Raw genomic sequence first — 20,516 nt, forward strand, 5'->3', positions numbered from 1 at the left:
TAGCCTTTTATCTTATTTAAAGGCTTTACATTTCAAAAACTCTGCTCACCAGACGCATCTCGCCCAGGGGATCACCATAATAAAACGCTGAGGCCTGGCCTTTGCGCAGTGCACGCATCACCTCAATACCTTTGATTGTGGCGTAAGCGGTCTTCATGGATTTAAATCCCAGCGTGGCGCCGATTATCCTTTTCAGCTTGCCATGATCGCATTCAATAACGTTATTCCGGTATTTAATCTGTCGGTGCTCAACATCAGGAGGACATTGTCCTTCGCGTTTAAGTAGAACGAGCGCACGGCCATAGGTGGGTGCTTTATCCGTGTTGATAAACCGTGGGATCTGCCACGTCTTCACGTTGTTGAGGATTTTACCCAGAAACCGGTATGCGGCTTTGCTATTACGACGTGGGGAGAGATAAAAATCGACAGTGCGCCCCCTGTTGTCGACGGCACGATACAGATAAGCCCACCGGCCATTCACCTTCACGTACGTTTCGTCAACGTGCCATGGGTTCAGGTCGGAAGGATTACGCCAGTACCAGCGCAGTCGTTTTTCCATTTCAGGCGCATAACGCTGAACCCAGCGGTAAATCGTGGAGTGATCAACGTTGACACCGCGTTCGGCCAGCATCTCCTGTAGTTCACGATAGCTGATGCCGTATTTACAGTACCAGCGTACCGCCCACAGGATGATGTCACGCTGAAAATGGCGGCCTTTGAATGGGTTCATGTGCTGCTCCGTCAGCAAAAGATGACGATGAGTTTATCACCTCCAGATTTTTGCAACAGAGCCGTTTCGACTTCGAACCGTTACAGATAGCGGTGAACAGAGCTGCTTGACTTAATAATATAATGGAATTCTTTCTGGATAATTTCCATCAACCTCCTTCAGCTTGATTAAACGCTGTTTGGGATTTACCTCACGTAGCCCGACATTTGCCACTACAAAACTGGCAAGTGGCGAGAGTATGTGCTCTTCTTTTTCATTTTTCGGTGAGAAGTTAGAGCGGATAAAGGTTGGGCTAAATCCATTTATTTCGAACAGGACGCCATCATTGCCAGAACCCGGTCTGATAAAACTCTCAGCTACTGATTTATCTGTAGATGTAGACAAAAAAGAAGGGCTGTAGAACACGCTTTTTTTACTTATTGTATTCTTGTATTTGAATACTGATTCATCAGAGAGGTCTTGCTTCCGATAAAACACCTTTCTTTTGGTGTTTTTGTCTTTGAAGGTAATCCGTTTAAGGTCATTTAGATTGTAGTTCAAGGCATCTGTTTCGTCTTCTGTTTGTTTTTTAATGGTTTTCATTACCGCTCCTTTAAACGGGTTTTCGCCATGAATATCTTTAATTTACTGTGTGATCTCCTGACTTGTTAGCTTAATTTTTTGTTTTTTCGCATGATGTCATTTGTTTTTTATAAGCACTAGATGTATGGGGGTGCGAAAAAACACTTATTTCCTTGTTGTCTTTTTCCTGTTTTTAATAAAGCTTTGAGGACGCGCTTTCATATATTTGGCTACCTGAATGGCATTTTTTCATGCTTCGTTGGTATCTTTTCTATATGACATTATTTTCTTGTAAGTATCGTATTTAATTGTGTGAGTGAAGGTGTCTAAATCGTCGTGAAAGGTAGATGGTAATGTTGCCTCACTGTAGGTTTTTCATATCATATTTACGTCCTCACTAAAGGAATCATTGTTTTCTTCTTTCAACTTGGCTTGAAGTTTATACATGTGATTTATACAATCATCCTGTATCAGGAATTCGATACAAAATTTATGCTTCTCCAATATTAAGTGGTGATAAAAATAGTCTAAGCGATATAAGTATAATAGGCAACTTTGGAAAAATACAGACCAAAACAGTAGGAAAGGATCTGGCATTATGCCAACGTGGTATCAAACTGCTCCCCTGAATACAGGCGAAGCGTGCCATTCAAGCACCCTCGCTTATCCTCGCCCGCTGTTGTTCCAGTAAGGCGATAAAACGCAGAATCAGCGCATTTAAACGCAGCAGCACCACTGACAGTTCAGCCGATGCAGGAGGGTGTTGTTCCAACTGTTGGCAAAGGGTGACACCGCTATGGTAGCCCGCCAGCGCAAAACTGCCTTTTTGCCGATGCAGTACTGCGGCGAATACGTCCGGTGGTGTGTTGCCGGCGAGCAGCTGTTGACGATCTGCGTCGCTGCTGCGTTGTAATTCGTCAATCAAGGTGGTTATGACCTGTGGTTTCCCGGCTGTCATCAATTGGATTTCCCGCATATCGATACAAATGGCCTGTTGCTCCGACACTAAGGTGCGTAAATCCTGCTGTGTCAGCGGCTTAATCAATACTCCGTCCATACCTGCCGCCAGACAGCGGTACTGCTCATCGTTAAACGCATTGGCGGTGCAACCGATAATCGGCAGATATCGAAGGTGGCCGTGTTCTCGCTTTCTTTGCCATTGCGCCAGTTGATAACCGGTAAAAACCGGCATCTGACAATCGGTCAGCACCAAATCGAAGGGCGATCGTTCCAGCCATTGCAGTGCCTGGCGGCCATTGTCACAGGTAGTGACCTGATGCCCGAGTTTTTCCAGCTGAAGTTTCATCACTGTCAGGTTAGCGGGCAAATCATCCACAACCAGCACTTGCAGCGTATGTTCAGCGAGGGGGGCAGTGAGCGCTTCATGTGCTTCATCGCCCGCACTGGTGCGAGGTAGCGTTAGCGTAAAAGAGAACTTAGAACCGTGCTGCAGTGTGGAGTCAATTCGTAACTCGCTACCCATGAGTTGCAGCAACTGGGTACAAATTGTTAACCCTAGCCCTGTACTGGCCGGTGCGTTGACATCAACTTGTATATAGGGCTGCAAAATCTTTTGCTGCAGCTCCGGTGCGATACCAATACCACTGTCGAGGATACTGAACGTCAGTGTATCGTGATGGTGATCTTGTGGTTGTACGCTGACCTGCAAGGCTACAAAGCCCTGTTCAGTATATTTGATGGCGTTGCTGAGCAAATTATTGAGGATTTGCGTCAGTTTGGCACCATCTAGCAGGTACTGATGCTGCCAGACGGCTTCGATATCGCTGTCCAGCCTCAGCGCTTTTGGCGCTGCCAGCGCGGCGTAGGTGTCCAGCACCTGTGTCAACAAGGGGTACAACTCCGTGGGGTGAGCGTGCACGTGCATTTCGCCGGCCTCAATTTTGGATATATCCAACACATCCCCGACAATTTGCAGTAACTGGCGCGAGGCCGCATAGGCTACCGGCAGTGACGTTCCGGCGGCTTCAGGGCGCTGGGTTTCCAATTCAAGAATACCGAGGATAGCGTTCATCGGTGAGCGGATCTCATGACTCATGCGCGCCAGGAAATGGCTTTTTTCGCGGCTGGCGTCGGTAGCCTGTTTCAAGGCATCGGCAAGATCGCGCTCCAGACGTTTACGTTCGCTGATGTCATACCAGCCGAGCAGCAGCCCTTGTGGCGTCATCCGGCTGTCACTGTATGCTGTCAGCCATTGGGCGATTTCCCGTTGTGCTCCCTGTATCACCATTGCCCGGTCGGAAAATTGCGGCTGCATATTGCCGATGGCCGCTATGCGCTCTTGTTGATTGATAGCAGGAATGATCGGGTTTCGCTCGGTAAATTGCTCCAGCGAATGTCCGATCACTTGCGGCTGGGTGAGCTTCAGTGATTTTAACAAGGCCTGATTGCAATGGGTGATGTTACCGAGAGGATCACACACCAGCAGTGGCGTTGGGATACTGTTGAGCAGCGTTTGCCAGTATTTCAGCGCATCGCGTAAACCTCGTTCGGCACGGCTGCGTCGGAAAATTTCAGTCAACAAAAAACCGGTCAGGAACAGCGACAGCGCGGCACTGACTGCTGCCAGCGGCTTGAACCAGCGATCGCTGGCAGTACCGCTCGATTGTATTCCACTGAGTGTTGCATTCAACAGCCAGCGTTCATTGATCGACTGTGCTGCCCCTGTTGGCAGGGTATCGATAGCGTGATTAATACGCTGCAACAGCGCGTCCTGCCCGGGTGCCAGCCACAGCCGCTGGCTACTGACAACGGCCGGCAGCGGGTGTAAGCGCAGCCGGTCGGGATATAGATTGCTGGTTAACAATGCTGCCTGTGTGGCATCACACACGATGCCTTGCGCAGCGCCGGCATTCAGAAGTCGGAGCGCCTCACGTAAAGATGACACCTCGCCGAATGCCACACCGGGGTAAGCCGTCAGTAACCCTGCCAGCGCCGGGCTGTGGCGTAATATCAGCACCCGTTGATGACGCAGATCTAGCGACACCTGTTGTAAAGGCAACCTATCCTGACGAGTCACCAGAGCCCAGTGTTGTTGTAACAGTGGATGTGAAACCAATATCTCCGATGGCGGTGGCGCGCTCTGCGGGGGAGGTAAGGCTACCTGGATACTTTGTGCAAGCAACATCTGGGCCAATTGACGGTGGCTGGATGCGGCCAGTGTGGTGAAGTGCAGTTCATTTTGAGCCGCCAGGGCGCTCAGCAAATCTGTCGCCGCTCCCTGCAGTTGACGGTTCGCGTCAAAATCGCTGTAGGGTGGACGATCGTCAAGCAGACCAACGCGAATGTCCCCGGCAGCCCAACCCCATGCAGGCAGTAAAGTGATCAGTACCAGCCAGGCTTTTATCTTCATAACCCGGCTTCACGCAAATAGGCGAACAAATCAGCATTGGAACTGACGCCAACTTTTAACATGGCACTTCTCTTCTGGGCGCTGATGGTTTGTTTGGTGCGGTTGAGCATGCTGGCGATATGGTTAACGCTGTGGCCCTGGGCCAATAGGCGTACGACCTCCAACTCGCGCGGGCTCATTGCCACGGAGGGAGACAATGATACCGAAGTGCCTGGTGGTCGACGCCCCTGCTGTAACGCTTTCAAACATGCGGTCAGTTCAGTGGTCAGACTCTGCTTATTGATCACCGCGAACACGCCGGTAGCCAGAATGGAATTGACCAGTCCGGGATTGGTCGTCACGGTAATGACGATAATCGGCAATTGCGGGTATTTACGGCGTAGCGTGCTAATCAACCGCAGTCCATCGGACTGCTGTTCACCCGGCATATTGAAATCAGTGAGCAGCACATCCGGCAATTTTTTCGCCAGTAAGGTCAACAGTTGATCCACCGTTTGTGCCTCGGCGCTGATCATAAAATTTTCGCCAAAGGTTGTGGTCACCACCGTTCGCAGACCAATCAAGAATACGGGGTGATCATCAGCGATTATCACGGATTTATGCACAAATGACTCCTTGGAACAGTTAGTTAAGTCAGTATAGTGGATCCGTTTTCGCCAGTGCAAATACGCCGGCAACGCCTTGTTGTGGATGGCGCAACAAGTGGCATTCAACGTGATGATAATGTGCATCAGGCAGCAGCAGGCGTAATGAGCCATATTGGGGAGTAACCCGTGATCCGCTCGCGATACGCAGTAAGGCTTTCAGCACATCCCGATCGTCAGGATGAATATGCGCCAGGAGTAGAGTGAGATTCGCTAACTGAGACGGCGGTATGCCGAAAATGCTCCCTTGTGGCTGCCAATCCAATGATCCGGTTTCTTCCGACAGGTGAAAAAAGGTTGGGTGTCGTGTTTGCAGTAAAGCGTTCAGCAATAGCTGCTGCTGTTGCGTTTGTTGGCGTTGGGCGTGATGCTGTTGTTCCCGCGTTGCCACTAACAATCCTAGCGAGATAATCATCAGCAAGTAGAGTTGTGAGGCTTCGACTGCCTGCATGCCGGCTAATGCCTGCCGGAATGGACCATAATCGCAAATAGTAGCCAGACTAATCAGCAGCGTGAGCAAAATAAAGTACAGCGCCAGCGGCAGCAGGGGCAACAAGGCGGACAGTACCAGCGATAGTACCAGGACTGCATACAATAACGCGTTATTCAACAACGCATTGCTTAGCCAACTGGACGGCAGGAAAAAAACGGCAATAGCCAACGGGAAAATCCACGCCATAAGATTAGCTTGTTGCCGAGTAGGGCATTGCCATTGACCACGATTCAAACGATGAATAATCAAGAGCGGCGCGATCGCCAGGCAACCGGTTGCATTGGAAATTCCCCAACTGATGAAGTGTGAAAGCCGTGTCGGATAACCAAGGGCTTTAAGGGTTAAATCATTAAGCAGGCCACCTATGATGCTTGCAAGATACACACTGGCAAGTAAAAGCAGTATTTCCTTAGGGTGAGACAGGCTGTTTGAGTAACGGCGCAGGCCGCTCCAGATTAACGCCAGCGGACAAATGATCACTAAATCGAGCAGAGCGAATGCCAGCGCAATATCCCAGGGACGATCGTGCAGCAGGCTGACAGAAAAATGCAGCACGCCAGCACTGAGCGCCCACATTGGCCACTGCACCCGATTGTGGGTACACAACACGCCCAGCAACAGGCCTGCCGGTAACCAAACGGTGCTTGACAGACTCCAGGGGTCGCGTGTTTCAAGGCTGATGATGGCGAGTAAAAAGTAAACGGTGATAAATGCCAGCCAATGTAACACGCCATAATGACGTGAAATACGCCCGGTATCCATGTATATCCCCCTTGCTGCTTTGCGATAAATCTTAACAGCCACGCTTTAGGTTTAGCTATGAATTTCTTTTCTGACTAGTCAGGTATCGGCCATTTAAGCAGGCCTGTATAATTTTTGTTAGATTGAAGTACAGCACTGGATCATTAGTCTCCATTATTCACTTTAGAGGGTTTGTTAAGCATGAAAAATATGCGGTTTTTCGGTAGTGTCGTACTGGTAATTGCAATAGCTGTTGTGTGTTTTTTCTTTTTGAGCTCTGGAAATAATGCCCGCGTTGTCGAGCCGGCCTTCGTGATGAAGGAAGGGACGGTGTTATATTCACTGAGTGCGCGTATGCAGCAAAACCGCCAATTTGACGTTAAATACCAATATGGAAAAGGTTTATTGAATAAACTCGGTGGTAAATTACTAAACAGCATGAAAACAAGAAAGCAGACAGCCGTATCGCTTGAACTGGTTTAACATGCCCTATGTTATGTTTACTAACGTAATGGTCATCTACCTGTCTTGCTAAAGAGCATTATCTTGATGGAGGTGTAGACCTTAAAGGGCTCTGTTGCAACATTCGTGAGGAGGTAGCCTTTTATATTGCTGAAAGATCTAACCTTTCAACAACCCTGTTTATCAGATGCATCTCACCCAAGGGACATCTTATCTTGATAAAATGCTTCGTTCCGGCCTTTACATAGTACACGTGCCACATCAATACCATGGATGGTGACGTAAGCTGTCTTTATGGGTTTATCCGTACTTTATCAATTTACCATGGCCACACTCAATGACGTTATTCCGATACTTAATCTGCTGATGTTCAACGTCAGGTGGGCATCGACTTTTGTGTTTGAGTAAAGCAAGCACACGACCATCAGTGGGTACTTTATCCGTGTTGATGGTGATAAATGCGAGCACTGTTTCTGACTGGCTCTCAGGAATAATAGCGATGTGGCATTACCTTTATCATATAAGCAAAATCGTTCAAAATCAAAAAGCAGTACATGTATTAAGGTGGTTGTTATTCGTCCTTGATGGGCATCATGTGCTATACTCACTTTCATTGCTCGCTAACTCAGAGGTTTTCATGAAAAAAATACCATTATTTTTATTCTCCCACTCTTGTGTGTGGTAAACATAGCGTCAGCCACCGTCGACTGTGCGAGTTTAAAACTGAATATTAATGAGAGGAACAAAGCCCTTTATCAAGGACTGGTGCAAAAAGTAATGACTGAAAATCCCAGCGCAAAGCAAATTGAGATATCCGATGTTTTGGCTGAAAAAGAATGGCTCGCTGTTTTTGCTTCAACAAAAATATCCGATCCCGGTGTTTTTTTCTTTAAAGACAAAGAGTTCATTGATGTTTGGGGGGGAGTGGTAGAACAAGATGAAAAATCCAACGTATTAAAATGGGCTAAAAGTATTCATGCTCCAGGACGGTTAACGCAATGTTTTTTTGAGGAAATAGTCATACAATAAAACCACTCGCAGTGGTTATAAAGAGTGTGGGCAATCGTAAGAAAATGAACAAGGAGAACCATGCATAGGGTTAGGCGGAGAATTAATTAACGCTGTATCGAGTGAAAAATCCATGAACTTGACAGCCTTGGGGAGAGTTTAAAAATGAAAATAAAGTGAGAATGAAAGGTGGTGAATTTAGATTAATTTATTCTTTGCTTTTTGTACTTTATTTTCATTGGTTAATGGTTGATCTAATCCCCGTGAGCCTCGGTTTTTCCGCATTTGACGACAAACCGTTTAATGAGAACTCAATAAGCCGTTAGGCCAAATAGAATTCAATCATGGTTATAAGCGAGTTTCAATTGACACAGGTAAAAATCAGATGCCTGATTTTTATTGCGTAGCACTCAACCCCATAAAATGACAAAGGAAAAACCGTGCAGAAAGTATTCGCCAATGCTTCTGGTGTAATTATGAGTTTTAATTCACTCCATCAAGATTGCCGAAAATCACCAACAGCCTTTTATAGTTTAAATTGGATAAAAGTCATTAAAATCATGCGATTATAATCATGTAGTATTTTCAGGAAACAGACACCTTGCATGTCTTTCAAGAAAAAGTTAATTCATCAAATTAACTTGACTTAATGCACTTATCAGCTAGGTTTAAAAAATAGACGATAACTCATTGGGGTAATATCATGATGGTAAAAGTAAAACCAATAAGATTAGTCATAAGCTCGATATTGTTTTCATATTACTCACCCTTGGCTTTCGGGGAACCAGCCCCAGTAAGTATTCCCCTTGGGCATTTAGATAGCCGCCTTACTATCAATGTCGGTGTGAACGGCGGCCCTGCACAAAAATATATTTTTGATACAGGATCCGATCAATTCAACGCTGTTCTGGGACAACAAGATACTTCACGCTGGCCGAATGTGAATCAGGCATACGAGTATCTCTATGGCAACAACGGCTGGGGTGGCTACTGGTTACAGCGCAAGCAAATAACGGACCTGACCTATTACACCGATGATGCCACCCCGATACCGGTAGCGACGCCTGGCAGCAACAATAAAGGCTACGTAATAGGCCAGGTTGAACATCTGTTGCTCGACCATCCCCAACAGGTCGGTCAAAAACCGTTTAAAGTCATCGATGGGAAAGCCTACTATATTGACCTGGGTGCGGAAAAAAACATAATTTCAGGAAGGCCGACAGAGGAAAAGCATTTCTACGGCACCTTTGGCGTAGGGGATTTTCTTTTTACGGATGCAAAAGGCAATCCCAACGGCGGAAGCCCCTTCAGCACCATCACGAAAACCGGTTTCATCGTTGCCGGTAATGACAATACCAATGAGAATGGGACAACGCTTTCACCGGGGTGTGCCCCTTGCACCATCCTCAATTTGACTCCCAGCCTACGGGCGCAGTTTGATACCCAGGTCCCTTGGGTTCCGACACGCAGCGAAGGCGATATCACCCACTTCCCCAACTCTGGTGCACCGGCCTCATCGCAACATGAAGGCCGCTTCAAATACGCCTTCACACTCAATATCAATGGCCAGTCGAGCACCGTTGAGCTTCCTGCAGAGGCGCTGAGCGGCGCAATCTTATTCGATACGGGCAATCCCACCCACGCAACGATAGACAGCAAAAAAGTCGGCGACATCCTCGAACAGCATGGCGTGAAATTTGACAAGGATGGAGAGAACAACACGTCAGTGACCGCCCTGACGCTTCAGCCTGTCGACACCAATGGACAGAAAGTCGGCAACGGGATCACTCTGCAGGGAAGTGGTGACAATCGCCTGATTATCGCTCGCGACAGCAGTGATACAAAAACCTGGAATATCACGATGGGTATAGGTTTTTTCACTCAATATTCAGTGATGTATGATTTGCAAAATCAACTTACGGCGTTTACTCCCTTCTTCGTCAACGCGAATAATTTCTCGACGGATGCTGACGGTAGCGGATCGCAACTTAGCCACGTGACCAGGCAAATGGGAAATCTGATGAGTGCCCCTGCCGGCGATCCCTCGGGTGATCCTCATGGAGGAAAAGGTTATCTGGGGTTGGCGGGCTCCATCTCCGGGGCCGGCGACTTAACGCTCATGCCGGATGTGGTGGTCAACATGACCGGCATGAACACCTATACCGGCGTGACCCGGGTGAATAAAGGCGCGGTGTTATACCTTACCGGCCCCGGCAGTCTCGCTCACTCTGCATCGCTGGAAAATAACGGTTGGTTTGACATCTCTGAACACGGTAATTTCAATCCGCTATGGGGTGTTCCGGACAGTATGAACAATGTCACTCTCCGCAGCTTAAGCGGTACCGGCGTGGTAACGCTGGGGAGCAGAACGCTGGTGTTGAGCCAGGCGAAGGATAATTTCTCGGGCCGTATCACAGACACTGACCTCAGTAATCCTGATGGAACGCACTATAAAGGCGGCCTGACAATTGCGGGCGGTAACCAAACGCTCAGCGGGAATAATGACTACGCCGGCCAGACGCGGATTGCCAAAGGTGCTGTGTTACAACTGGCCAACACCGGCACATTAGCCAGCGATGTCGCGGCCGATGGGCTCTTTATCGCCAACGGCAAAGCCCCCGGCACTACTGTGGTGCGCGACGGCGGGTTGGTAGGCGGCAGTGGACATATCGGTACGCTGACGGCCAATAAAGGGGGCTCGGTGGCACCCGGCAATTCTATCGGTACTTTGACGATTGATAACGATCTGACGTTTGAGAATGGCTCCCGTTACCTGGCTGAAATTGAGGCTGGCCACAGCGATTTGCTGCAGGTGAATGGCCAGGCGACACTGAACGGCGGCGAGATTGCCGTGGTACCGCAAGCGGGGCAAAACTTGCTGGCTTCAACATCTTCCGCCGGCAATATCCTGGCACAGCGCTTTACCGTGCTTACTGCCGCGCAAGGTATTACGGGTCAATTTGGCTCTGTTGACGCCGGGCTGTTTTTAACACCCCATCTGACCTATCAGCCCACTAGCCTCTCATTGGGTTTACAACGTAACGCCACCCGTTTTGCGGATGTCGCCGTCACGGCCAATCAACGTAACCTCGCGACGGCAATTGAACGTTTACCGGCGGATAACCCCGTGTATCAAAGTTTGTTGATAGCCCCTTCTGCGGAACTGGCTCGACAAGCCTATCGTCAATTGTCCGGGCAGATACACGCGGATACAGCCTCCGCGCTGGTGAATAACAGCCGTTATGTTCGGGATACGCTTAACAGCCGTTTGCGCCAGATTCAAGGCGCAGCGGACAACAGCGACATCAAACAAGACGAGGACGGCGCGTGGGTCAGTTTGTTGGGCAACTGGGAACACGCTAGCGGCAATGATAATGCCACGGGTTTCCACGACTCAACCTTTGGGGTATTGCTCGGTGCGGATCATGAGCTGGCAGATCGTTGGCGTCTGGGCCTGGCCACCGGTTACACCCGTACCTCATTGCACGGAGACGGCGCATCTGCCGACAGTGATAACTATCATCTGGCTGTCTATGCAGGCAAAACCTATGACAATCTGAATTTGCGCGCGGGTACCGCCTATACTTGGCACCGAATTGAAACCTCTCGGGGTATCGGGTACTACGGCCAGTCCGATAACGCCAAAGCACGCTATAACGCGGGAACGGGCCAAATCTTCGCAGAAGCGGGTTACCGTCTGGACAATACCGGGTTCAATCTGGAACCGTTCGCCAATCTGGCGTGGGTGAATTATAAAAGTAATCATTTTACTGAACACGGCGGCGGCAGTGTGTTGAGTGGAGAGAGCCAAAGCACGAGTGCGGCGTTGTCTACTCTTGGGTTACGTGCGGACACACGCTGGCAGCTCGGTAAAGAGCATGCAGTGACGCTGCGAGGAGAAATGGGGTGGCAGCATCAATATAATCATCCTGACCGTGAGGTGGGATTGCGCTTTGCCGGCAGTGACTCGACCTTCAACACCGCCACCGTCGCGGCCTCCAGGGACGGGATGGTGGTGAAGGCAGGTGCGCAAGTCAATGTGGGAAAAACTCTCGATGTAACATTAAGCTATACCGGCTTGTTATCAAAAAACTATCAGGACAACGGGGTAACTGCGGGGCTTCAGTGGCGTTTCTGATGGTGGTTATTCCCCTAGGCAGAATAGGCTTGTCATGTTTGGGGGAACACACGGGCCTCGGAGCATTGTGTTGTAGGTGTCAGATTTTGGTAAGAAAGCATTTAACTTTAAACCACACTGCTTTGCGATGAAAATGGCTATTGAAAACCGTGAGGAAAATATGAAACGTGAATGCAAACGACACCGTGTGATTGCTTTGGCTATCTTTTTATTTGGCATTTTGGTGCTTCAAGGGTGTGTTAATCAGGACCCACGTGTTGTTTCTGCCGTTGAAGATAAACCCTTTTATAGCTGGTTCAATAAGCTCGTCAGTCAGATAGAAAAAGACCCAACTTACAAACGTATCCCTATTGACACGACTGCACAATCAAACGAACTCCTTGTTTTATTGCATGACACTTATCGGCACAGGGTAACAAAAGAGGAATTTTCTCAGCGTATCAATACGCAATACCCGAACCATCAATATGAAACGGCTTTTATCGTCGCCAGGTTTCCCTAAGGTTTAGTGTGGTTAAGGGCAAGTGAAGTGTGTAGGGCGGGGAATGCATTATCAATAACGATGATGCATTATCTTAATTATCATGCGCTTTCAGGTTCTCTGCAAAGGAAACGGTAAACAGAATATGTATATTATGAACTCTCCCTTTTGTTTTGGTCTGGTGCTGTTAACCCTGCCGGTTGCTTTTTTACCTTCGCACAGGAAGAGCCAAGTTTTGACTGCACAAAAGTAAGGACGCATGTCGAAAAGGTACATGGTTAGGAAACTCAATCGACCCTTATTGGGTTTCCTAACCATGAACCGTGGTAAGGAAGAGCCTCATATGGTGCGGCCTGTCGCAGAGTAATACGGGAAAATGCAAGTTTTGCCGTGTTTTTAAGCTAAAACCTATTTTTCAGGCGCACTTATCCAGAGAAGGGGTCTGAAGCCATCGTTTTTTCGCCATCCGCTGCAGCCGGTCAGAGAGCAGTTTGGTGGCGTGCTCGCCCGCCACGGCACCGGTAAAACGCAACCGGCCCTTGCACAGGATGCACTGGTACGGATCGGTACCCAGGAAGCCTTTCATCAGCACTGCAAATCCGGGTCGCTTCGGTTTTTCCCGTACTGTCATCGCCAGCGCGTCGTAGACCTTCGGCAGCAGCGAACCGCGCTTGCGGTTGGCCAGAAAGCCGTAGTAGCGCACCATTTTAAAGTGTCGGGCCGGGATGTGGCTGACGTAACGCTGCAGCATCTCCTCCTGGCTGATTTTCTGGCGTTTGTGTTGCTGCGTGCGGTGATCGTAATACTGATGGACCACGGCACCGCCGCGGTAGTGGCGCAGCTGAGAAGCGGCCACCGGCGGGCGCTTCAGGTACCGGCCGAGGTATTTCACGCTGCGCCAGGCACCGCGCGTCTTTTTGGCAAAATGCACTTTCCAGGCGCGGCGATATTGCGCATGCAGATAACGGTGCCACCGATCTTCATTACGGATATGACTGAGGCCCGGCAGGCCTCCAGGGTTGATTTGGGCGTAGTTGTCGCGCAGCAGGTAAACCACGGCGTTGCGCCAGATTTGCTCTACCTCTTTCTTTTTAAAGAACAGCTGCCGCCAGGTGTCGTGTTTGATGTCGAGGCCGCCGCGGGTGACGGAGACGTGGATATGCGGGTGCTGATTGAGCTGCCGGCCGTAGGTATGGAGCGCACAGAAGATACCGACTTCGATCCCCTGTTGGTGTGCCCAGCGGAGCATGGCGCGGGTGGCGCAGCGAAACAGATCATTGAGCAGGAGCCAGTTGTTATTGAAGAACGGCCACAGCAGGTGCGGCATGGTGAAGGTGATGTGTTGCCAGTCGCAGTCGGGCAGGATGTGCTGCTGTTCGGCGATCCACTGCTCGGTGGCGTTGAGGCCACAACTGCTGCAGGCCTTGGACTTGCAGCTCTGGCAGAAAAAGCGGGCATGGGTGCAATCCGGTGAGGCACAGCAGTAGCGGCGAACACCCATGGCACAAGTGCCGCAGGCGAGCATGCGCTCGACGGCGAGTTTGGTCCAGTCGCTGAGGGTGTCACCGTGTTTGTCGAGATAGCGACTCCAGCCGTTGTCATGCTGGAACAGCAACTTTGCGGGTCGCGGAATATACATGGTGCAGAGTCTACAGGGCGTTATCGGGCAGGAAAAGTGCGTCGGCGCCGGCCGGCTCACGCCACAGGCGTGCTCATTTTATGCGGGTGTCAACGCGGCGGTGGGACATGTCCCACCTCGCGGCCGGTCGGGCTGTCAGACGGCACCGGCGTTGAGGTGAGGCAGGATCTAAAAGACGGTTGAGGCAGCAGCGCTGCCGTGCTCGCCCCATAGAGGCGCTACGTTCTATTTTCTGTAAATAGAACGTTTTAATGACATTTGCCGATGGGATGACTGCGTAGCATGCTGTGTTTCGTATTCTTTTTCAGAATTAGAGGTATTTCCTTGGTATAATTCGGTATTAAGTGAATTAATTATTTCTATAAGGTTAGGAGTGTCAGTGTCAGTGAGAGTAGTACTTACAGCAAGATCAAGCGAAAATGCAGTTAGTGAATCAGCATTATTTAAAAGATCTTTGGTTGTTTTTGTGATTATTAAATGAGATTCGGAGTGTTCTCGTAAGTCATTAACATATCCATCTACATCCTGTAGAACTGGATGTGCAGGAAAATATAATTTAGGATCAGGGCGCCCATCATTTGCAGAACGTGGGAAATCTTTAGTTCCTTCGAAATGAGAGATTTCATGAATTACTGTCATTGCCATAGTTATATATGACTCTTGCTTAAAATTGTTTTCATGAAAAAAAACCTACCTTCTGGATCGTTAGGAAAAACAAAAGCTGCTACATGTTTGGATTCCCCACCGCCATCAATCAAAATATATTTCCTTTCATCTAACTCATCAAGCCTATCATGAATTTTGGATAGCTTATCGTAAATTTCATCCTTATTCGCACTGGTAATATTTCCGAAATATTTTGAACTATGCTCCATCACCTTGTTGTCTTCATCTCCCATAGCATCTAATGCAGTAGAAAGTATTGATGTGGCAATGTTCACGGCGTTATTTATTTTTATTTTGTATTCCTTGGGGAAATGTTTCACCCCCTTAGCGACTATTCTATAGCCATCATTGATCACATCCTTTTCAATTGCATCTGGTGCCAGCCCGTCAGTATCCCTTAACCGCAGCGGATTATTACGCACCATCCGGTACAGGTTCACCCCGTCAATGGTGCCGCCCGGATCGGCGCTCAGCCAGCGGCACAGCCCCGGCTGGTAATACCGGTGGCCGTAATAATACAACCCCGTCGCATCACGCTCTTTCCCAGAGAACCGTCGGGTCCGGTCCATAACTTCCGATCCCTCCTCATCGCTGCCGGCACTCCCGCCGTACGGGTAATACTCCTCCCATGCAGTTACCAGCCCATCCTCATCCGTCTCCCCCATGACACTGCCCAGCATATCGCTCAACGTATAGCGCACGTAGTGTTTGCCACCGGCATAATCCTCTATTAGCCGTACCCCCCCACTTTCTGTAATCGACACATCCAGCGTGTATGCCCTGCCCGCCGTACTGCGCTGCCGCCGCTCCATTCCCCCTGCATACGTCACTACCGTGCGCTGTTCTCCGCCCGAGACCAGGACACTGCTGACCTTTCGTACCCGCTCTCCAGCTTGTGCATATTGATAGCGCTCACGGTCATCTTCTCTCCCTGACCGAACAACTGAACTGACCCCCGCCAACTGGCCATCCGCATACCAGCTCAGTTCTCGACCGTCTGCCAGCGTCCGCTGGCATCCTCCCGGAGTGAACAGTGTATCCGGCGACAGGGAAGGGGGCCCCGCCGTTTTCAGCACCGCCCGGTTACTGTCCGCCAGCACCGTCATCTCCCGCGTCCAGGGCGCCATGCCCTGATGCCTGACTCGAACCAGGTTGTCGCCATCATCATAGTCATATTGTTCAGTGTACCGCCGCCAGATACCCTGACCGCCACTGAGGTCGTATTGCAGCCCGGAAAGGGGCCCTTGTGCTGTATCCGGTAGACGTTCACGCCCACTCGCCGTTGTCAGGCGGTATAAAGTGTCATATTCATAAGAACGTTTTCCGTCAGTCTGCTGATTACCGTGCCAGTGGACATCTACCGCCGCATCATACTGCATCAGAATATTCCCGACCGGATCATGGCTGTAATGCAGGTCCTGCGAATATCTGCTCACCCTGAGGATGATCAGCAGGACGCCTCACTTCCACTCTGGTCAACCGGCAACTCTGCGGGTCATATGAATAACGACTGACGACGCCATTGCCGGCTGTCTGGCTCACTACCTGGCCATCCGCGCCGTACGCAACCTGCGCCAGTACCACCAGTTCCCGGGACTGTCCCTGCTCCTGCCAGCTCATCCGGCGCTGACACCACGGTACCGCTGACACCATATCGGGTGTGAGTTGTTACTTCCTGTGCGTTAGTCACGGCGAGTGGAGCGCCGGTGGCATCGACCCACGTCCGGGTCACAAGTGCCCGTGCAGCTGGCTCCAGCCGGGCCTGACACTGCGCTTCATCACCCCGCCAGTCGGCTGTGCCTTCCGGGTCGGCCAGCAGACGGCGGCTGACCTCCAGAGGAACACCACTCAGGGAGAGCGCCTGTGTCACGGTGACGCCGGCATTATCCCATATTTGCACGGGCGCGCCGGCCAGATTTCGGGGGGCTGCGTCGCGCCCCCCCCGAGATGTAAACCTGGCAGACCCGGGGCTGCGCCGTGTCCGCTGCCTGTTCCGTCACTGACAGCAGGCGGCCGGGCAGGTCCGGGGACTCATACTGCCAGGTAGTCACCGTCCCTTCAGCACTGCGCGCCCAGGCAGGGCGGCCACTGATGTCGCTGAGGGTGTGGGATGTGCCACCGTCGGCGGTGTGGCTGAGCAGCGGCTGAGCGGAGAGGCCGGAAAGGGTCAGTGCATCGGGAGCACCCTGCGCCAGAGGACGGGCGCCATATGTGCGGAATGTGCGGCTGCATGGGTCCAGGCAGAGCCGGCGGACCAGGGGGCGGGCCGGCCCGGTATCACCGGGCCGGCGCAGGAAGTCCAGCGAACGCACAACCTGACCATTGCTGCCGGTCAGAGTGACGGTGGGCGTCTGATGATGCAGTGTGGCGTCAGCCATGGTATTTGCAACGGGCATTCTGGACTCCTAGTATGCGATTCCTCACAAAAGGGGTAAGCAGAGAGTATAGTTGATTTTATCGGGTCAGGCGGGAGTGTGTGCTGATAAAAACTAAACGGAGTTATGCACAGTTTTGATATCTGTCAGCACCAGACAGAGCTGGAATATAACTGGCCAGATTTTTAGATGGCTCTGTCGCATTAAGGCGTCGTCAGATAACATGCTGTTTTTTTAATGATGTTACCTGTCCATGTCTTTGATCCGAAATGCCTTCCAGCGACTGCATTATCCCGTCGATATCATCGCCCAGTGTGTGCGCTGGTATCTGGCCGATGACCTTAGCCTGCGTAATCTGGAGGAAATGATGGCTGAACGTGGTATTTTTGTCGACCACTCTACGCTTCATCGCTGGGTCATCCGCCTGGTACCGTCACTGGATAAAGCCTTTCGACGGCGTAAACGCTCCGTGGGTCGCCGATGGCGAATGGATGAGACCTACATCAAAGTCAAAGGTCAGTGGAAATATCTCTACCGCGCGGTGGATACTTCGGGGCAGACCATCGACTTCATGCTGACCGCCAAACGGGACGCTGCGGCCGCATTACGCTTCTTTCGCAAAGCCATTAGACACCAGGGCAGACCTGAGAGAGTGACCATTGATAAAAGTGGCGCCAACACGGCAGCGCTGACGACACTCAATGCCGACAAACCCGCAGAGGAAAACATCACCTAAGGTAAAGCAAATATCTGAATAATCGTGTTGAGCAGGGCATCGTAATATCCAACGTTGTGCACAGACGCTGCCGGCCAGCATAGGGCTGCTTCACATGATACGTAAAGGGCTGTGTCAACATCCGCAAAGTAAAAAGTAATGGATCGTCACCAGCAGAACAATTTTATATATTGGTTTTCTAAAATAATAGAAAAAACAGTATATTATACTATGCAACCTTAATGTGACATCACCTCTTACCCCATAGGGCTTTACTTTTTCAATTTAATCATTTCTCATCTATACTCAGATTTTAAAGTTGATAGCTGAATGAGAGGCCAAAATGCGTATTAAAGTCGCAGCCCTGCGTACTATAACAAGTGAACGTGAACACCGTCTGCCTGCGCGTGAACTGACACAAACTATCACTGAATATGTTGATCAACACCTCACCCGACGGCAGGGCGAAATAGAGCAGGCACTGACAATACTATTTCAACACAGAGAGACCTTAGTGCCTCTGTTTTTCACTTTGCCTGAGTTCTTCTGGAATGTTCGCTGGGATGCATTAAAAAATGCCGAAGAGTTGTCTCTCCTGACCGAGAGTTACCTTGGTCAGCTGCCATTAAAAATAAACGATATTTTAAATAAGTTCCCAAAAGATAAATATGGTCACATTGTTCTTCTTGCGGGAACGGTGGCTGCGCTGGTTGAAACCTCTCAGCGAGGCATATATGAAGCACTCAATTACTGCCTTATAGGTAATAACATCCACAAAAGCAGTGATGGCGCATATGAACTATCTATGTGGCCGAAGCGTAATACCTCATGGGTAGATTTTGGCCAACAGATCGGTGATGCAGGTGACATTATTACTTGTCGACTTTCAGACTCACTGTATATCGCTGTATTAAAACAAAGTACTACTGCTGCTGAACATAACTCGGCCGATGGCTATGGTTATCATATTGATAATCATATGATTAAAGGTACCCCATTCAGTATCAATATCTGTCTGGATTACACGAGACTTAACCCTGGTGAACAACAAAAAATGCAGTTAAATCAGAACAGCAAAATCGACTTTCTGCTTGCTTGTGGTGAGAAATTATACCCGCATGCTTATCCGGTAAGTGTACAATACGCCATTCGCAATGATGGAATTAATCCAGGAGAGATTGAGTTTTTTAGTGTTGAAAATCAGCATATTAATAAAAATATTGAGCCAATTTTTTTGTCTCCACAATTGGCTACAGCAACATTAAATATTGTCTGAGACTACATCAGGTCAAAGAAGAGGTCGACTATATGGCTCTGTCACATTCGTAGAGAGGAGACGAAAAAGTCCGTGCCGCTATTTTTAGGCGTTGGTGCATGGATGGGGAAATGTAAAGTCTCACAATCGAAATTTCTCCGACTCGCAATAAGCGCATATTTTGCTTTACTATGTAGAGGTTAATATATGGGAGAAGCACTTCTTTCAAGCAGTTTGCAACTGGAGATTCTTGATTTCTTGCATGCCGTTTATCCAAAAATGCTCGCATGGTATTAATTCGTGGAACAATTTGGAAACTTAGATGATCCTTATCTTATCCTGAATATACAACAAATTATCCCTAATAGACTGATTACCCTAAAAGTGATCACTCGGAGTACCAGCCAAGCGCGCATCCTTACGTCTAAATTAACATTTACGGCCAGTAGCAATCAATTTATTGCAAAAAAATCCCGCTAGGGCTAAATGCTAACAGACCAACACACCGAATGTTCATGGTTAGGAAACTCAAAAAAAGGTCGATTGAGTTCTCTAACCATGGATCGTGGCGTGGCACTTTCCCAGATGGAGATGCATAAAGAGCAGTTAACAATATCATATAACTAACGGCCTAATACCGCTATACTTTTGCCACCCCATGCCTGCCTCCAGGGAATGGACTGGCGGTTACCATAAAGTGCTGAACTTTTCTCAACAACTGCCACATTGTTCGGCACTGATGCTTACGGGTTATCGTGTTATGCAACGCCTGCCATAATTGTTCAACGTGGTTCACCCACGCTGAGTAAACCGGCGGATAGATCACCTTGATGGTTAGGAAACTCAATCGACCCTTATTGGGTTTCCTAACCATGAACCGTGTCAAGGAAGAACCTCATATGGTGCGGCCTGTCGCAGAGTAATACGGGAAAATGCAAGTTTTGCCGTGTTTTTAAGCTAAAACCTATTTTTCAGGCGCACTTATCCAGAGAAGGGGTCTGAAGCCATCGTTTTTTCGCCATCCGCTGCAGCCGGTCAGAGAGCAGTTTGGTGGCGTGCTCGCCCGCCACGGCACCGGTAAAACGCAACAGGCCCTTGCACAGGATGCACTGGTACGGATCGGTACCCAGGAAGCCTTTCATCAGCACTGCAAATCCGGGGCGCTTCGGTTTTTCCCGTACCGTCATCGCCAGCGCGTCGTAGACCTTCGGCAGCAGCGAACCGGGCTCTGTTGCAAA

14 protein-coding genes and 3 pseudogenes are annotated in these 20,516 nt (G+C 49.6%); 6 read left to right on the forward strand and 11 right to left on the reverse strand.

What is annotated here, in order from left to right; all coding sequences use genetic code 11:
* Positions 1 to 25: 25 nt before the first annotated feature.
* From L085_RS07520 to L085_RS07545, 5 genes are all read right to left on the reverse strand, one after another.
* A complete protein-coding gene (locus L085_RS07520) occupies positions 26 to 730 on the reverse strand; it encodes an IS6 family transposase (RefSeq protein WP_044030461.1) in 705 nt (234 codons plus the stop codon).
* 111 nt (positions 731 to 841) lie between these two features.
* Positions 842 to 1,312, reverse strand: a complete 471-nt coding sequence (locus L085_RS07525; protein WP_044030462.1) for a hypothetical protein — start codon at positions 1,310 to 1,312, stop codon at positions 842 to 844.
* 628 nt (positions 1,313 to 1,940) lie between these two features.
* Positions 1,941 to 4,661: a response regulator gene (locus L085_RS07535; protein WP_044030464.1), complete on the reverse strand. Its 2,721-nt coding sequence runs from the start codon at positions 4,659 to 4,661 to the stop codon at positions 1,941 to 1,943.
* A complete protein-coding gene (locus L085_RS07540; protein ID WP_044030465.1) occupies positions 4,658 to 5,266 on the reverse strand; it encodes a response regulator in 609 nt (202 codons plus the stop codon). Before L085_RS07540 ends, L085_RS07535 begins: the two co-directional genes overlap by 4 nt.
* Before the next feature lie 28 nt (positions 5,267 to 5,294).
* A complete protein-coding gene (locus tag L085_RS07545) occupies positions 5,295 to 6,560 on the reverse strand; it encodes an MASE1 domain-containing protein (protein ID WP_044030466.1) in 1,266 nt (421 codons plus the stop codon).
* Between the two features lie 180 nt (positions 6,561 to 6,740).
* Between L085_RS07545 and L085_RS07550 the strand changes: the two genes are divergently transcribed.
* Complete coding sequence (locus L085_RS07550; protein WP_144240663.1) at positions 6,741 to 7,022, forward strand: hypothetical protein; 282 nt, start codon at positions 6,741 to 6,743, stop codon at positions 7,020 to 7,022.
* A 121-nt stretch (positions 7,023 to 7,143) separates the two neighbouring features.
* Here the strand turns inward: L085_RS07550 and L085_RS25690 are convergent.
* A pseudogene (locus L085_RS25690) lies at positions 7,144 to 7,451 on the reverse strand (IS6 family transposase); the annotation flags it as partial.
* A 327-nt stretch (positions 7,452 to 7,778) separates the two neighbouring features.
* Between L085_RS25690 and L085_RS07555 the strand changes: the two are divergent.
* The 3 genes from L085_RS07555 to L085_RS07565 all read left to right on the forward strand — a co-directional run bounded on the left by L085_RS07555 (position 7,779) and on the right by L085_RS07565 (position 12,649).
* Positions 7,779 to 8,030, forward strand: a complete 252-nt coding sequence (locus L085_RS07555; RefSeq protein ID WP_226988576.1) for a hypothetical protein — start codon at positions 7,779 to 7,781, stop codon at positions 8,028 to 8,030.
* Between the two features lie 682 nt (positions 8,031 to 8,712).
* Positions 8,713 to 12,147: an autotransporter outer membrane beta-barrel domain-containing protein gene (locus L085_RS24125; protein WP_081835502.1), complete on the forward strand. Its 3,435-nt coding sequence runs from the start codon at positions 8,713 to 8,715 to the stop codon at positions 12,145 to 12,147.
* A 76-nt stretch (positions 12,148 to 12,223) separates the two neighbouring features.
* Positions 12,224 to 12,649 carry a hypothetical protein gene (locus L085_RS07565; protein WP_144240664.1) on the forward strand — a complete coding sequence of 142 codons (426 nt, stop codon included), beginning with the start codon at positions 12,224 to 12,226 and terminating at the stop codon, positions 12,647 to 12,649.
* Between the two features lie 394 nt (positions 12,650 to 13,043).
* Here the strand turns inward: L085_RS07565 and L085_RS07570 are convergent, their stop codons facing one another.
* From L085_RS07570 to L085_RS07575, 3 genes are all read right to left on the reverse strand, one after another.
* The gene (locus L085_RS07570; protein WP_044030470.1) at positions 13,044 to 14,267 is read right to left on the reverse strand and encodes an IS91 family transposase; all 1,224 of its coding nucleotides are present in this window, start codon (positions 14,265 to 14,267) and stop codon (positions 13,044 to 13,046) included.
* Between the two features lie 225 nt (positions 14,268 to 14,492).
* Positions 14,493 to 14,912 (reverse strand): hypothetical protein, encoded by a 420-nt coding sequence (locus L085_RS25225; RefSeq protein WP_144240665.1) that lies wholly within the window; start codon positions 14,910 to 14,912, stop codon positions 14,493 to 14,495.
* A gap of 2 nt (positions 14,913 to 14,914) precedes the next feature.
* A complete protein-coding gene (locus tag L085_RS07575) occupies positions 14,915 to 16,312 on the reverse strand; it encodes an RHS repeat-associated core domain-containing protein (RefSeq protein WP_044030471.1) in 1,398 nt (465 codons plus the stop codon).
* Between the two features lie 1,249 nt (positions 16,313 to 17,561).
* Here L085_RS07575 and L085_RS24475 point away from each other — a divergent pair.
* Both L085_RS24475 and L085_RS07595 read left to right on the forward strand, forming a co-directional pair.
* Positions 17,562 to 18,226 (forward strand): annotated as a pseudogene (locus L085_RS24475) (IS6 family transposase).
* A gap of 140 nt (positions 18,227 to 18,366) precedes the next feature.
* On the forward strand, positions 18,367 to 19,299 hold the full coding sequence (locus L085_RS07595; RefSeq protein WP_049870643.1) for a hypothetical protein: 933 nt from the start codon (positions 18,367 to 18,369) through the stop codon (positions 19,297 to 19,299).
* Positions 19,300 to 19,918: 619 nt separating this feature from the next.
* On the opposite strand, the pseudogene L085_RS25230 reads toward L085_RS07595, so the two are convergent.
* Together L085_RS25230 and L085_RS25235 are read right to left on the reverse strand one after the other, a co-directional pair.
* A pseudogene (locus L085_RS25230) lies at positions 19,919 to 20,107 on the reverse strand (IS630 family transposase); the annotation flags it as partial.
* Between the two features lie 142 nt (positions 20,108 to 20,249).
* The gene (locus L085_RS25235) at positions 20,250 to 20,465 is read right to left on the reverse strand and encodes a hypothetical protein (RefSeq protein ID WP_193378777.1); all 216 of its coding nucleotides are present in this window, start codon (positions 20,463 to 20,465) and stop codon (positions 20,250 to 20,252) included.
* Between the last annotated feature and the right edge of the window lie 51 nt (positions 20,466 to 20,516).

Origin of the sequence: Serratia sp. FS14, from assembly GCF_000695995.1 — a bacterium.
GTDB classification, from domain to species: Bacteria; Pseudomonadota; Gammaproteobacteria; order Enterobacterales; family Enterobacteriaceae; genus Serratia; species Serratia nematodiphila.

Bases quoted from the DNA above. Each gene is read 5' to 3' on its own strand.
- L085_RS25235 (WP_193378777.1), bottom strand. From the start codon at position 20,465: ATGACGGTACGGGAAAAACCGAAGCGCCCCGGATTTGCAGTGCTGATG.
- L085_RS07550 (WP_144240663.1), top strand. From the start codon at position 6,741: ATGAAAAATATGCGGTTTTTCGGTAGTGTCGTACTGGTAATTGCAATA.
- L085_RS07595 (WP_049870643.1), top strand. From the start codon at position 18,367: ATGCGTATTAAAGTCGCAGCCCTGCGTACTATAACAAGTGAACGTGAA.
- L085_RS07575 (WP_044030471.1), bottom strand. From the start codon at position 16,312: ATGCAGTATGATGCGGCGGTAGATGTCCACTGGCACGGTAATCAGCAG.
- L085_RS07535 (WP_044030464.1), bottom strand. From the start codon at position 4,661: ATGAAGATAAAAGCCTGGCTGGTACTGATCACTTTACTGCCTGCATGG.
- L085_RS07545 (WP_044030466.1), bottom strand. From the start codon at position 6,560: ATGGATACCGGGCGTATTTCACGTCATTATGGCGTGTTACATTGGCTG.
- L085_RS07570 (WP_044030470.1), bottom strand. From the start codon at position 14,267: ATGTATATTCCGCGACCCGCAAAGTTGCTGTTCCAGCATGACAACGGC.
- L085_RS07525 (WP_044030462.1), bottom strand. From the start codon at position 1,312: ATGAAAACCATTAAAAAACAAACAGAAGACGAAACAGATGCCTTGAAC.
- L085_RS25225 (WP_144240665.1), bottom strand. From the start codon at position 14,912: ATGGCAATGACAGTAATTCATGAAATCTCTCATTTCGAAGGAACTAAA.
- L085_RS24125 (WP_081835502.1), top strand. From the start codon at position 8,713: ATGATGGTAAAAGTAAAACCAATAAGATTAGTCATAAGCTCGATATTG.
- L085_RS07555 (WP_226988576.1), top strand. From the start codon at position 7,779: ATGACTGAAAATCCCAGCGCAAAGCAAATTGAGATATCCGATGTTTTG.
- L085_RS07520 (WP_044030461.1), bottom strand. From the start codon at position 730: ATGAACCCATTCAAAGGCCGCCATTTTCAGCGTGACATCATCCTGTGG.